At 62.3% G+C, this 11,054-nt stretch carries 13 protein-coding genes; 3 read left to right on the top strand and 10 right to left on the bottom strand.

Annotation, left to right across the window (positions count from 1 at the left end; genetic code table 11):
• On the top strand, positions 1 to 930 hold a 930-nt coding region (locus BRA62_RS05775; protein ID WP_292365611.1), incomplete at its 5' end, for an ERCC4 domain-containing protein.
• On the opposite strand, the gene BRA62_RS05770 is transcribed toward BRA62_RS05775, so the two are convergent.
• Positions 921 to 1,301 carry an Sjogren's syndrome/scleroderma autoantigen 1 family protein gene (locus tag BRA62_RS05770; protein WP_292365610.1) on the bottom strand — a complete coding sequence of 127 codons (381 nt, stop codon included), beginning with the start codon at positions 1,299 to 1,301 and terminating at the stop codon, positions 921 to 923. The two genes, BRA62_RS05775 and BRA62_RS05770, sit on opposite strands and share 10 nt — an antisense overlap.
• Positions 1,302 to 1,367: 66 nt before the next feature.
• Here BRA62_RS05770 and BRA62_RS05765 point away from each other — a divergent pair, with 66 nt between their 5' ends.
• On the top strand, positions 1,368 to 1,631 hold the full coding sequence (locus tag BRA62_RS05765; protein WP_292365608.1) for a UPF0147 family protein: 264 nt from the start codon (positions 1,368 to 1,370) through the stop codon (positions 1,629 to 1,631).
• 126 nt (positions 1,632 to 1,757) lie between these two features.
• Here BRA62_RS05765 and BRA62_RS05760 read toward each other — a convergent pair whose 3' ends face one another.
• Positions 1,758 to 2,171, bottom strand: coding sequence for a secondary thiamine-phosphate synthase enzyme YjbQ (locus tag BRA62_RS05760; protein ID WP_292365606.1), 414 nt, complete (start codon positions 2,169 to 2,171; stop codon positions 1,758 to 1,760).
• Between the two features lie 182 nt (positions 2,172 to 2,353).
• Between BRA62_RS05760 and BRA62_RS05755 the strand changes: the two genes are divergently transcribed.
• Positions 2,354 to 2,578 carry a hypothetical protein gene (locus BRA62_RS05755; protein WP_349680541.1) on the top strand — a complete coding sequence of 75 codons (225 nt, stop codon included), beginning with the start codon at positions 2,354 to 2,356 and terminating at the stop codon, positions 2,576 to 2,578.
• 63 nt (positions 2,579 to 2,641) lie between these two features.
• On the opposite strand, the gene BRA62_RS05750 is transcribed toward BRA62_RS05755, so the two are convergent.
• The 8 genes from BRA62_RS05750 to BRA62_RS05715 form a co-directional block, all read right to left on the bottom strand.
• Positions 2,642 to 2,860, bottom strand: a complete 219-nt coding sequence (locus BRA62_RS05750; protein ID WP_292365604.1) for a hypothetical protein — start codon at positions 2,858 to 2,860, stop codon at positions 2,642 to 2,644.
• 35 nt (positions 2,861 to 2,895) lie between these two features.
• Positions 2,896 to 3,954, bottom strand: coding sequence for an ABC transporter permease (locus tag BRA62_RS05745; RefSeq protein WP_292365603.1), 1,059 nt, complete (start codon positions 3,952 to 3,954; stop codon positions 2,896 to 2,898).
• A complete protein-coding gene (locus tag BRA62_RS05740; protein WP_292365601.1) occupies positions 3,951 to 4,862 on the bottom strand; it encodes an ABC transporter ATP-binding protein in 912 nt (303 codons plus the stop codon). The genes BRA62_RS05745 and BRA62_RS05740 overlap by 4 nt, the downstream gene beginning before the upstream one ends.
• Positions 4,859 to 5,077 carry a helix-turn-helix transcriptional regulator gene (locus BRA62_RS05735; protein ID WP_292365599.1) on the bottom strand — a complete coding sequence of 73 codons (219 nt, stop codon included), beginning with the start codon at positions 5,075 to 5,077 and terminating at the stop codon, positions 4,859 to 4,861. Before BRA62_RS05735 ends, BRA62_RS05740 begins: the two co-directional genes overlap by 4 nt.
• Before the next feature lie 5 nt (positions 5,078 to 5,082).
• Positions 5,083 to 5,652, bottom strand: coding sequence for a DUF2178 domain-containing protein (locus tag BRA62_RS05730; protein ID WP_292365597.1), 570 nt, complete (start codon positions 5,650 to 5,652; stop codon positions 5,083 to 5,085).
• 160 nt (positions 5,653 to 5,812) lie between these two features.
• Positions 5,813 to 8,242, bottom strand: a complete 2,430-nt coding sequence (gyrA, locus tag BRA62_RS05725) for a DNA gyrase subunit A (protein ID WP_292365595.1) — start codon at positions 8,240 to 8,242, stop codon at positions 5,813 to 5,815.
• Positions 8,232 to 10,202 carry a DNA topoisomerase (ATP-hydrolyzing) subunit B gene (gene gyrB, locus BRA62_RS05720; RefSeq protein WP_292365594.1) on the bottom strand — a complete coding sequence of 657 codons (1,971 nt, stop codon included), beginning with the start codon at positions 10,200 to 10,202 and terminating at the stop codon, positions 8,232 to 8,234. The genes gyrA and gyrB overlap by 11 nt, the downstream gene beginning before the upstream one ends.
• A 216-nt stretch (positions 10,203 to 10,418) precedes the next feature.
• Entirely contained in the window at positions 10,419 to 10,733 is a 315-nt protein-coding gene (locus tag BRA62_RS05715; RefSeq protein ID WP_292365592.1) for a hypothetical protein, read from the bottom strand.
• Between the last annotated feature and the right edge of the window lie 321 nt (positions 10,734 to 11,054).

The raw sequence follows: 11,054 nt of genomic DNA, 5'->3' as shown, positions 1-11,054 counted from the left end.
GAGGAGGGGCTCGACGTCCCCTCGACCGATATGGTGATCTTCTACGAGGCCGTCCCCTCGGAGATCCGGAGCATCCAGCGGAAGGGGCGGACCGGAAGGAGCGGCAGCGGTTCAATCGTCGTGCTGGTGACGAAAGGCACGTCTGACGAGACGTTCCGGTACGTGAGCCAGACCCGGGAGCGGGCGATGGTGACGGGAATCAGGAGCATGAGCACCGCGCCCGCACCCGCTCCCGCCCCGTCTGTCCCGGCCGCCACCAGACAGGTGGACTTCCTCTCGTTTGCCCCCGCGGGCCCGGCGATCACCGTCGACGACCGGGAGACGTCGTCGCGGGTCGCCGGGCGCCTGCACGAACTCGGGGCGTCGATCACGCTGGAGCGCCTCGAGTTCGGCGACTACGCCATCGGCGACCGTATCCTCGTCGAGCGCAAAACCGTGCAGGACTTCATGAACACCCTCGTCGAGCGCGACCTCTTCGGGCAGATCAGGGCGATGGCCGACGCGGTGCCGCGCCCCGTCCTGATCATCGAAGGAGAGGACGACCTCTACGGGGTGAGGAATATCCACCCGAACGCCGTCCGGGGTACGCTTGCCGCCATAACGGTCGACATGGGTGTCGCGCTGATCCGCACGCGGGACGCGGACGACACCGCCGAGACGCTCTACGTCCTCGCACAGCGGGAGGGGAGCGAGCGGGGAGAGCGGAAGGTGCACCCGAAGAAATCATACCGCTCGGTTCGTGAAGAGCAGGAGTACGCGCTCGCTGCGTTTCCGAACGTCGGTTTAAAAAGCGCACGTCTCCTCCTCGAACACTTCGGCTCGCTCAAGGCGATCGTCGATGCCGAACCGGAGGAACTGGCGGCGGTGCACGGGATCGGGGAAAAGACCGCCCGTGCGATATGGGATCTTGCCCGGAGATCTTACCGCTGACCCAGTGTTGCGAGGGCTTCTGCGCCCTTTTTAACCGCCTTCATCAGGGCCAGGCACTCGTCGGGCCTCTGCTCGCCCCTGATGCGCTCACAGAGATGGACGATCGTCCGCTCGAGTTCCGCGGCAGCCTCGCCCTGCGGTTCCCGGGCGGCCGCCGCCGGTGCGGAAGACTGTCCGGACTCCGGGGCCGGTGCAGGGGGCTCGGGTTCGGGAAGAGGTTCTTGTGACGCAGCAAGCGGGCAGACGACGCACTGTGTCTCTCCCTTATACTCAAACAGAGGATAGCCGCAGACTTTGCAGGATTTAGCGAGCATCTTTCCTCCCTTGAGGAGGTACCCGGCCATGACTTCGTCAGCCTGATCAGCCGTCATTTCGTTGAACTCCCTTAATGAACTTATATATGTCTGGATGCCATTAATAATAGAGGGGTAATTCTAATGGCAAGTCCAGACGAAACAATACGGATCTGCATCCAGATGCTGCAGAATATCAGTGAGGATTCCACCATTCCACGCAATATCCGACGCGTCGCAGACTCGACCAAATCGGTCCTCCAGGACGAATCCAGGAGCATTGGTCTTCGCGCCGCAACCGCAATCTCCATGATCGACGAGATCAGCAACGACCCGAACATGCCGGTCCACGCACGGACCCGCATCTGGGAACTGGTATCTCAACTCGAAACGTTACCTCTCGATTAACCAATTCTTCCTGAACTATTCCGGCGAAGACCGAAAGCAGGGTGATACTATCCGGGGTTGCCGTCCTGGCGCCGCACCCTGCCCTCCGGCAGCCGAAGCCGTATGTCTCACCCAATTTTGCGGCGTTCAGCCCGTGACGGTGACGTGGACCGTTCTTTCGCGTCTCGACCGCACGTCGAGTTCCAGGAGGACGATCTGCTGCCAGGTGCCGCACGCGAGCGCACCGGCGATGACCGGAACGGAGAGTGACGGGCCGACGATCGCCGCCCTGACGTGGGACCGTCCGTTGCCGTCGCCCCATGCCGCATCGTGCGCGTAGGGGATATCGGCCGGGGCGATGACCGAGAGCGCCCGGGAGAGATCGGAGAGCACCCCGGGCTCGTACTCGATGGTGGTGACGGCGGCGGTCGAGCCCGCGACGAAGACGTTTGCGAGGCCCTCTCGCACGCCGCTCTCGGCGACCGCCTGCGCTATCTGGGGCGTGAGGTTGACGATCTCCCCCTCCCCGTGCGTATCTACCTTAATTGTCGTACGAAACATTATGGACAACCTCATCCAGGCATCCTGTTGTCTCTCATCCGGATAAAACCCGCGGAAAGCGACGGTGGTGCAGGGTGCCGGGATCCGGCACGTTACGGGGACGGTTCCCGGTGCGGAGAGGCTGCCCGGGGTGTGCTCGCCGTAAACGCTTTATAGGCGAGGCGGGTATTTCCCCTCCGGAGATGGTGTTTATGCCCTATCGATGGAACGACAGACAGGATGTGGACGAGGCGGTCGTTGTCGTGATGAATACGCTTGATGCGGGCCAGGAGATCCGGGGGTGGCTGATGCGCACCCTGCAGCAGGCGATCAACGACTCCGACCCGCAACTCTCGCAGTACTTCTTCGCGGAGCTTGAGCGGCACCGGCCGGAGGCGCTGAAGTACTTCAGAAAACCGGAATTTTAACCTATTTTTAAGAGGGAGGTGCCGGAGAGCGCTCCGCTTCCAGAGATAATACGGCAGGAACGGTCAGAAGATAACGACCCAGATCGCCCACGAGGCCGGCTTCCAGGTCTCGATGTCGCGGAGCCGTTCGGTCTTTGCCCGGGCACCGATCGCCGTCGCATTGAAGTACACGACGATTGCGCTCATTACCCCCAGTACCGCCATTAGATAGACGGCGACCTCCCTCCCGCCGAGATTCGAGACCGTCGCCGCCCCCAGCCCGGCAAGGAGAATGATGAGCACTACGCCCGGCTTGTCCGGCCATGAGGGGGTTTTGGTCACCGGATATCCTCCCGCATGAACCGGACCCATGCCAGCGCGAAGAAGGCCGCGGGCATTGCGAGCAGGGCGATGACGTTGCAGGCGAGGGCGCCGAGGAGGTTTCCGAGCCACGGGGTACTATCCCCTGCAGGCTGCGATACGGCGCCGAGAATCGTCTGGTAGTTGCCGGTAGGCGAGACGAGCGTGACGATATCGGTGATCGTCCGTTTCTGATTCATGTACTCTCTCGATGCCCGCTCGTACTCCGCGAGGGCTTCCGGGTCTATGGTGTCGGATGCCTGAACCCCGACTTTTGTTGTCGTCACCATATAGGCCGAAGAACTCTGCTGGTAGGAGTAGGTGGACATGCCCGGCGGGGTGGGGGCGTCGCCGAAGACGGCCGAGTATACCGGGGTGTACGCGAAGATCGGGACGAACGAAGAGAGGACGATCATCACGATCAGGGAGTACAGCAGGGCGCTCCCGCTGTCCTTCGAGACAGTCGACATCAGGAGGGCGAGGGCAAAGAACGTGAAGACGAGGAGGAACGACGCCACCCCGAAGACCAGGATGCGTACCAGTTCGTCGAGGTTCGGGACGATGCCGAACAGGGCCATGATTGCAACGGAGACGATCAGGACGACCCCCATCGCGAGCGCGATTGCGCCGACGCCCCCGAGGGCCTTTCCGTTGATCACCTCGTCGCGGAACACCGGGTAGGCGAGCAGGCTTTTGAGGGATTTACTCTCTTTCTCCCGGGTCACCAGGTCGAATCCCATCGCGATCCCGAGCACCACGCCGATACCGGCCATCAGCATTCCCATCTGGGAGTATGCCGAAAGGACGGAGGGTTTCATCCCGGCAAGATTGCCGGCGAGCGTCGGGTCGTCGTCACCCTCCGCGATCATCTGGACCGCGTTGTAGTCGGAGAGGTCTTTTGAGTACTGGACCGCTCCGGTGATCATGCCGACGGCGGCGACGACGGCCAGGATCGCGAAGAGGAGATGGAACCGCCTGCTCCGGAGATGGTCGGAGAACTCCTTGCCCGCGATGATGCGCAGTCCGGTTGCGGTCATGCGGTTCCCTCCGTGTAGTACGAGAGCAGAATATCCTCCATGTCGGGCTTCTCGACCGCCAGCCGCCGGGGGAGGATACCTTCGGCGTACAGGGTCTCTGCGATGAGAGCGCTGATATCGTTCTTCGCGACGATCCGGGCGGAACAGGCGTCCTGCGAATACTCCGCGGAGAGGATCTCCGGGCTGTCGAGCCGGGGCATCGGGGTCATGGTCTCGACGTCGATCGTCACCCGGTCCTGCAGCGCGGCGCGCGAGAGCATCTCCCGGTCGCCGGACGCGATGAGTTTGCCGCGTGCCAGGATCCCGACGGAGGTGCAGACTTTGCTCACCTCCGGGAGGATGTGCGAGGAGACGAGGACGGTCGTTCCCCGTTCGGCAAGTTCCCTGACGATCCGGCGGTAGTCCAGCACCCCCCGGGGGTCGAGGTTTGCCGTCGGCTCGTCGAGGATGACGACGGCGGGATCGTTAACGAGGGCCCGGGCGAGGCCGAGCCGCTGCCGCATCCCTTTCGAGTAGCCGCCGACCTTCGTCCCGACACCGTCCAGCCCGACGAGGGCGAGGAGGTCGCCGACCCGTGTTCTTCGTTCGTTCTCCTTCAGCCCGTAGAACCTCGCCGCGTAGTCGAGGTTCTCTTCTGCGGTGAGGTCGGCGTAGAACCCGACGTCTTCGGGCATGTAGCCGATCTTCTTCTTCACCTCGATCGGGTGGGCGGCGACCTCGACCCCGTCGATGAAGCATGCGCCCGAGGTCGGCTGGATGAGCCCGACGAGCATCAGGATGGTGGTGCTCTTGCCGGCGCCGTTCGGGCCGAGCAGCCCGAAGACCTCGCCGGCGGGGATCTCGAGGCAGAGGTCGTCCACGGCCGGGATGCCGTTGTAGACCCTGGTCAGGCGGTCGCAGCGGATCATCGCCCGGCCTCCGCATCCTTGCCGTCCTCGAAGCAGAAGACCTCCTCGATGGTGACGCCGAAGGTCTTCGCGATCCTGTAGGCGACCTCGATGGAGGGGTTGTACTTCCCCCGCTCGATGGAGTTGATCGTCCGCCGGGTGACCCGGATCGCATCGGCAAGTTCCTCCTGGGTCATGTCGTGCATCGCGCGAAAGACCTTGATCTTGTTCTTCATCGGCTCTACGTTCCGTACCTTCTGTTGTAATGCCACAAAAACGCTCCATACAGTGCTGTCAGCAGCACCGTGACCGCGCCGAGCGCTACACCGAACGCGCGGGTCGTATCACGGATGCGGTGGCCTTCGGCAAACATCTCGTCGAAGGCGAGGAGATCGTCGCCGGTCAGGTTCGCCGCATCGGGGATGAGGCAGAAGTTCTCGTAGAGAGGTTTCGAGTCCGGGGGAGCGGAGAGTACCGCATAGGAGACACGGATCGACCCGTTGTCGTAGGTATGCAGGGTCGATCCGGTCCCACCGTTGAACGAGAAGGTCATCAGCACCGCAAACCCGATCGCAGCGACGATAATGGTCACCTCAAGTGCGCTGAGCGCCGCTTTTCCGTGCAGGATCGTGGAAAGTTCGTCTTCCGTGACTTCGGTCACGCTGCGGCGGCAGAGGGCCAGGATGCCGACGCCGACGACGACGGCAACGACCGGGACGATCACGTTTGCGGACGTCAGGCCGAACCCGAGGGCAAGGATCAGGCCGGCCGCCACCAGGAAAACACAGATGAGATAGGTTCTCTGTTTCATAATGTCTCTATGTAACACATCCTTCTCTTATTGGGTAAATATCTTCCCATTTAGTGCAGCAAGTTTCTCTATGTGGCAGGGTATCAAAACAGTCAATTCTGAGGGTGAAGGCTACGCAGGAACCCGAAAAAAAATGTGCAGAAAGAGAGGAGACGGGCGCTTACGCCTCTTCCACGTTCTCCTCGGTATCCAGGATCGTAAACCCGATGACGCGGTCACCGTCGTCGAGCCTCATGATCCGGACCCCGCGGGTGCCACGCTTCTGGATCGAGATTTCGGAAACCTTCGTCCGGATCACGATGCCGGACGCGCTCATCACGATGATCTCGTCGTCGTCGGATACCGCCATCGACCCGACGACGTTACCCGACCGGGCGTCGACGACGATGTTCCGCACGCCGAGCGTGCCCCTGCCGTGACCGCGGAACTCATCGAAATCGGTCCGTTTCCCGTAGCCCTGCTCCGTGATGGTGAGGAGGTGGTCGTCCTCGACCACCGATACCGCCTGCAGGGCGTCGCCGTGGCGGAGCTTGATCCCCCGCACCCCCATCGCGTTGCGGTGGACCGGGCGGACGGCCTCCTCATGGAACCGGAGGCTCTGCCCGAACTTCGTTGTCAGGATCAGTTCCTGGTTGCCGTCGGTCGCCTTCACGTCCACCAGCGCATCGCCGTCGCGGAGGTTGATGGCGTTGATCCCGGTCTGCCGGGGCCGCGAGAACTCGTCGAGCGCCATCTTCGCGACCGTTCCTCCCCTCGTCGCGAAGAAGAGGAAGCGGTCGGCCCGGAACTCCCTGACCGGGATCACCGCGGTCACCCGTTCTTCGCCGGCGAGGTTTAAGAGGTTGACGAGGGCCTTGCCCTTGCTCGCCCGCTGCCCCTCGGGGAGGTCGTAGACCTTCAGCCAGTACATCCTCCCCCTGTTGGTGAAGCAGAGAAGGTTGTCGTGCATGTTCGCGACGAAGACCCTCTCGACGCCGTCGTTGTCCTTCATCGCCATGCCGATGACGCCGTGACCGCCGCGCCGCTGGTTCCGGTAGGTGTCGAGGTCGATCCTCTTCACGTAATTCGAGGAGGTGAGCGAGACCAGCATCGGTTTGTCCTCGATGAGGTCCTCTTTGTCGAGCGCCTCGACTGCGTGCGCGATCCGGGTTCTCCGCTCATCGCCGTAGCGCACACCGATCTCGGCGAGCTCCTTCCTGATCTCGGCGAGGATGCTCGCTTCGCTTGCGAGGATGGCGGTGAGCCGCTCGATCTCCGCTGCAAGGGTATCGCGTTCGTCCAGGATCTTCTGGTGTTCGAGCGCCGCAAGCCTCCGGAGTTGCATCTTCAGTATAGCGTCCGCCTGCACCTCGTCCAGTGCAAACTTCGCCACCAGGGCCTGCTGCGCCTCCTCGGTCGTTCCGGAAGCCCGGATGGTCGCGATGACCGCGTCGATGTTGTCGAGCGCGACGAGGAGGCCGCGGAGGATGTGCATCCGCTCCTCGGTCTTCGCGAGATCGAACTCGGTCCTCCGCCGGACCACGTCCACCCGGTGCTTGAGGAACTCGTGGATGATCTCCTTGAGGTTTAAGGTGCGGGGCTGGCGGTCGACGATCGCGAGGTTGATGATGCCGAAGGAGGACTCGAGCGCCGTGTGTTTGTAGAGGAAGTTCAGGATCACCTGGGGCGCGGCGCCCTTTTTAAGGTCGATCACGACTCGCATGCCGTCACGGTCGGACTCGTCGCGGATGTCGGCGATCCCCTCGATCCTTTTGTCGCGGACGAGGGAGGCGATATGCTCGATCAGGCGTGCCTTGTTCACCTGGTAGGGGATCTCGGTTATGACGATCTGCGGTGTCCGGCCCTCCTCCTCGATCTCCGCGACGCCCCTGACAACGCACTTCCCGCGTCCGGTCAGGTAGGCGTCCCGGACGCCTGCGGTGCCCATCATGATCCCGCCGGTCGGGAAATCCGGCCCGGGCATGATCCGCATCAGCTCCTCCGTGGAGATGCCGGGTTCGTCGATGACGCGGCAGGTCGCCTCGCAGACCTCCCGGAGGTTGTGGGGCGGCAGATTCGTCGCCATGCCGACGGCGATCCCGCTCGACCCGTTGACGAGGAGGTTTGGAACCCTGGCCGGGAGGACACTGGGCTCCTCGAGCGACTCATCGAAGTTGGGGACAAAATCGACCGTCTTTTTGTCGATGTCGGCCAGGAGCTCCTCCGAGATCTTCGTGAGCCTGGCCTCCGTGTATCGCATGGCGGCGGCGGAGTCCCCGTCGATAGACCCGAAGTTTCCCTGTCCGTCCACCAGCATGTGGCGGTAGGAGAAGGGCTGCGCCATCTTTACCAGCGTATCGTAGATGGCCGAATCGCCGTGGGGATGGTACTTACCCATCACATCTCCGACAACACGGGCGCTCTTCTTGTAGGGCTTGTCGCTCGTGTTGCCCATCTCCCACATCGCGTAGAGGGTGCGGCGATGGACCGGCTTCAAGCCGTCTCTCACGTCGGGGATGGCCCGGCCGATGATCACGCTCATCGCGTAGTCGATGTAGCACGATTTCATCTCCTCTTCGATGTTGATCGGGACAACCCCTTCAGATGTCAAGGTTGCTCACCTCCTTTGCATGCCGGCGGATGAAATCTCTCCGGGCGTCCACATTCTCTCCCATAAGTTTCTCGAATATGTCGTTTGCGTAGACGGCGTCCTCGATCTTCACCTGTTTGAGGATCCGGTTCGCCGGGTCCATTGTGGTGCTCCAGAGCTGCCCGGCGTTCATCTCACCGAGACCCTTGTAGCGCTGGATCGAGACGCCTTTCTCGCCCCACTCGGCGAGGATATCCCGCATCTCCTCCTCGCGGTAGACATACTGCTCCTGTTTGCCCCTCGCTATCCGGTAGAGAGGCGGCTGGGCGATGTAGATGTAGCCGTTCTCGACGAGGCCCGCCATATAGCGGTAGAAGAACGTGAGGAGGAGCGTCCGGATGTGCGCGCCGTCGACATCCGCATCGGTCATCAGGATGATCCGGTGGTACCGGGCCCGTTCCGCGTCGAAGTTGTCGCCGACCCCGGTGCCGATAGCGGAAATGAGCGCCTGGATCTCGGCGTTTTTCAGGATCTTGTGCTCCGATGCCTTCTCGACGTTCAGGATCTTCCCCCGCAGGGGGAGGATCGCCTGGAACTTCCGGTCCCGCCCCTGTTTCGCGGAACCGCCTGCTGAATCTCCTTCCACGATGTAAATCTCGCTTTTCGCCGGGTCCCGCTCCTGGCAGTCGGCAAGTTTCCCGGGAAGGCCGGTCGACTCCAGCGTGCTCTTCCGCCGGGCGAGTTCGCGCGCATTCCGGGCGGCTTCCCGGGCCCGGGCGGCTGCCATCGCCTTCTCCACGATCGCCTGGAGGGTTTTGGGGTGCTCCTCGAAGTACTCGATGAGCGACGAGTAGACGAGCGAGTCCACGATGCCCCGGACGTTGCTGTTTCCAAGGCGCATCTTGGTCTGCCCCTCGAACTGCGGGTTCGCCACCCGGGTGCTGATGACGGAGGCGAGCCCCTCCCTGACGTCTTCACCCTTCACCTGCGCGTCGTTGTTCTTGAGGAGGTTGTTCCTGCGGGCGGCGCTGTTGATCGCCCGGGTGATGGCGCTCCGGAACCCCTCGAGGTGGGTGCCGCCCTCCCGTGTGTTGACGCTGTTGACGTAGGTGTAGATCGTTTCTGAGTATGAGTTGTTGTACTGCAGGGCGACCTCGACCTCGACCATGCTCTCGGGGTCGCGCTTCTGGAAGTAGATGATATCGTCGTGGAGGCTCTCCTTCCCCTCGCCGAGATGGGCGACGAACTGCCGGATCCCGTCCTCGAAGCAGTAGGTGGCGCAGTCACCGGTGCGCTCGTCCCGGAGGACTATCGTGAGGCCGCTGTTTAAGTAGGCGAGCTCGCGGAGCCGGTGGTCCAGCACGTCGTAATCGAACTCGACGGTCTCGAATATCGACCGGTCGGGCTGGAACGTGATCCGGGTTCCCCGGAGCCGCTCGTAGTCGAGCGGCTGCCCGGCCCGGGCACCATAGCGTTCCTCGTACCGCGCCTCCATCTCGTGCTCGGTCTCGGGACGGCTGGAGAGGGGTTTTGCGACCAGACCCTGCCGGAACTGCATCGCATAGACGTTGCCGTCCTTGAAGACCGTTGCATCGAGCCAACTCGAGAGGGCGTTGACGACCGAGACGCCGACGCCGTGCAGCCCGCCGGACACCTGGTAGGTGTTCTTATCGAACTTTCCGCCTGCGTGGAGCACGGTGAGAACGATCTCGAGAGCGCTCTTGCCGTACTGGGGCATGAGGTCGACCGGAATGCCACGGCCGTTATCATCAACCGAGACCGAGCCGTCCCGGTTGATGACCACCTGGATCAGATCGCAGAACCCGGCGAGCGCCTCGTCTACGGCGTTGTCCACGACCTCGTAGACCAGGTGGTGCAGCCCCCGGCTATCCGTGCTGCCGATGTACATGGCGGGACGTTCCCGCACAGGCCTCAGGCCTTCCAGTACCGTGATGTGTGAAGCATCGTAGGTATCAGTCATCTGTGACCTCCGCTGAACAAGCGGTGTCCTGAATCGCAGCAAAATTCACAGTATATATTGGTTTTATGACCACTTATATTGTATGGCTCCGGGAAATTCCCTGTTTTGAGGTTATCTTGCTGCTTTACGGTTTGATGGGGCTCCAGCGCAGGCGTGCCCGGGAAGCCCCGGCGTCCCGTCCGATCCCGGTCCCGGGCAGGGAAGCACGCGCTCCCGTCAATCGTATTTTCCCGTATCGGGATCGGGTATGCCGAGTTCTCTGTCGACCGCGATCGCGAGCCGGTTGAGGAGCCGTTTTACGTCGGCAGCATCTTCCTTGTCCAGGGTACCGGGCTGGTGCCAGATCATCATCTTGCGGAGGCGCTCGACAAGTTCCTCGATCTCGGTTCCCCGGAACTGCTCCGGCACGATGAAGTCGTTGAGGTGATCCGCGGCGCCATAGAAGGCTTTCTCGGGGGGCAGGCCGAAGTGCCGTGAAAGCAGCGTCAGGTTGACGACGAACCCTCTGCCGAATTCGCTCTTTGCGGGCATACTTTTCCTATACATCGCCGGGGGATATGAACGATCTGGTTTTTTTGTATGCCGTGGTGTCCCGGGAAACGGTTCCGGGTCTGCGGGTCTGGTTTGTCCCGAACACATAACCCCGTCGCTGGGTCCCGCTAAGGTTACACCACTTGCACCTTCGAGTGCTCCTGCTCAGGTTCTAACGAAGCGTCGCATCTCGAAGTCTGATGGCCCCTCATGCTCCAGATGTTCCGTCCATCACCCCTTCAGCGGGTCATATTTCAGAATATCGCGCCCCGGATACGGATTTCGAGGGAGTATCGCCATGGGGGGAGGGGACAGCGGAGG

Source organism: Methanoculleus sp. UBA208, from assembly GCF_002498065.1.
Taxonomy (GTDB): domain Archaea; phylum Halobacteriota; class Methanomicrobia; order Methanomicrobiales; family Methanoculleaceae; genus Methanoculleus.
Note: the sequence above shows the minus strand (reverse complement) of the source record. Positions and strands in the feature narration are given on the sequence as shown.

Excerpts from the sequence above, each read along its gene's own strand:
- BRA62_RS05735 (WP_292365599.1), bottom strand. The coding sequence starts at position 5,077 with ATGAAGAACAAGATCAAGGTCTTTCGCGCGATGCACGACATGACCCAG.
- BRA62_RS05730 (WP_292365597.1), bottom strand. The coding sequence starts at position 5,652 with ATGAAACAGAGAACCTATCTCATCTGTGTTTTCCTGGTGGCGGCCGGC.
- BRA62_RS05765 (WP_292365608.1), top strand. The coding sequence starts at position 1,368 with ATGGCAAGTCCAGACGAAACAATACGGATCTGCATCCAGATGCTGCAG.
- gyrB (WP_292365594.1), bottom strand. The coding sequence starts at position 10,202 with ATGACTGATACCTACGATGCTTCACACATCACGGTACTGGAAGGCCTG.
- BRA62_RS05715 (WP_292365592.1), bottom strand. The coding sequence starts at position 10,733 with ATGCCCGCAAAGAGCGAATTCGGCAGAGGGTTCGTCGTCAACCTGACG.
- BRA62_RS05755 (WP_349680541.1), top strand. The coding sequence starts at position 2,354 with ATGGTGTTTATGCCCTATCGATGGAACGACAGACAGGATGTGGACGAG.
- BRA62_RS05745 (WP_292365603.1), bottom strand. The coding sequence starts at position 3,954 with ATGACCGCAACCGGACTGCGCATCATCGCGGGCAAGGAGTTCTCCGAC.
- BRA62_RS05760 (WP_292365606.1), bottom strand. The coding sequence starts at position 2,171 with ATGTTTCGTACGACAATTAAGGTAGATACGCACGGGGAGGGGGAGATC.
- BRA62_RS05770 (WP_292365610.1), bottom strand. The coding sequence starts at position 1,301 with ATGACGGCTGATCAGGCTGACGAAGTCATGGCCGGGTACCTCCTCAAG.
- BRA62_RS05740 (WP_292365601.1), bottom strand. The coding sequence starts at position 4,862 with ATGATCCGCTGCGACCGCCTGACCAGGGTCTACAACGGCATCCCGGCC.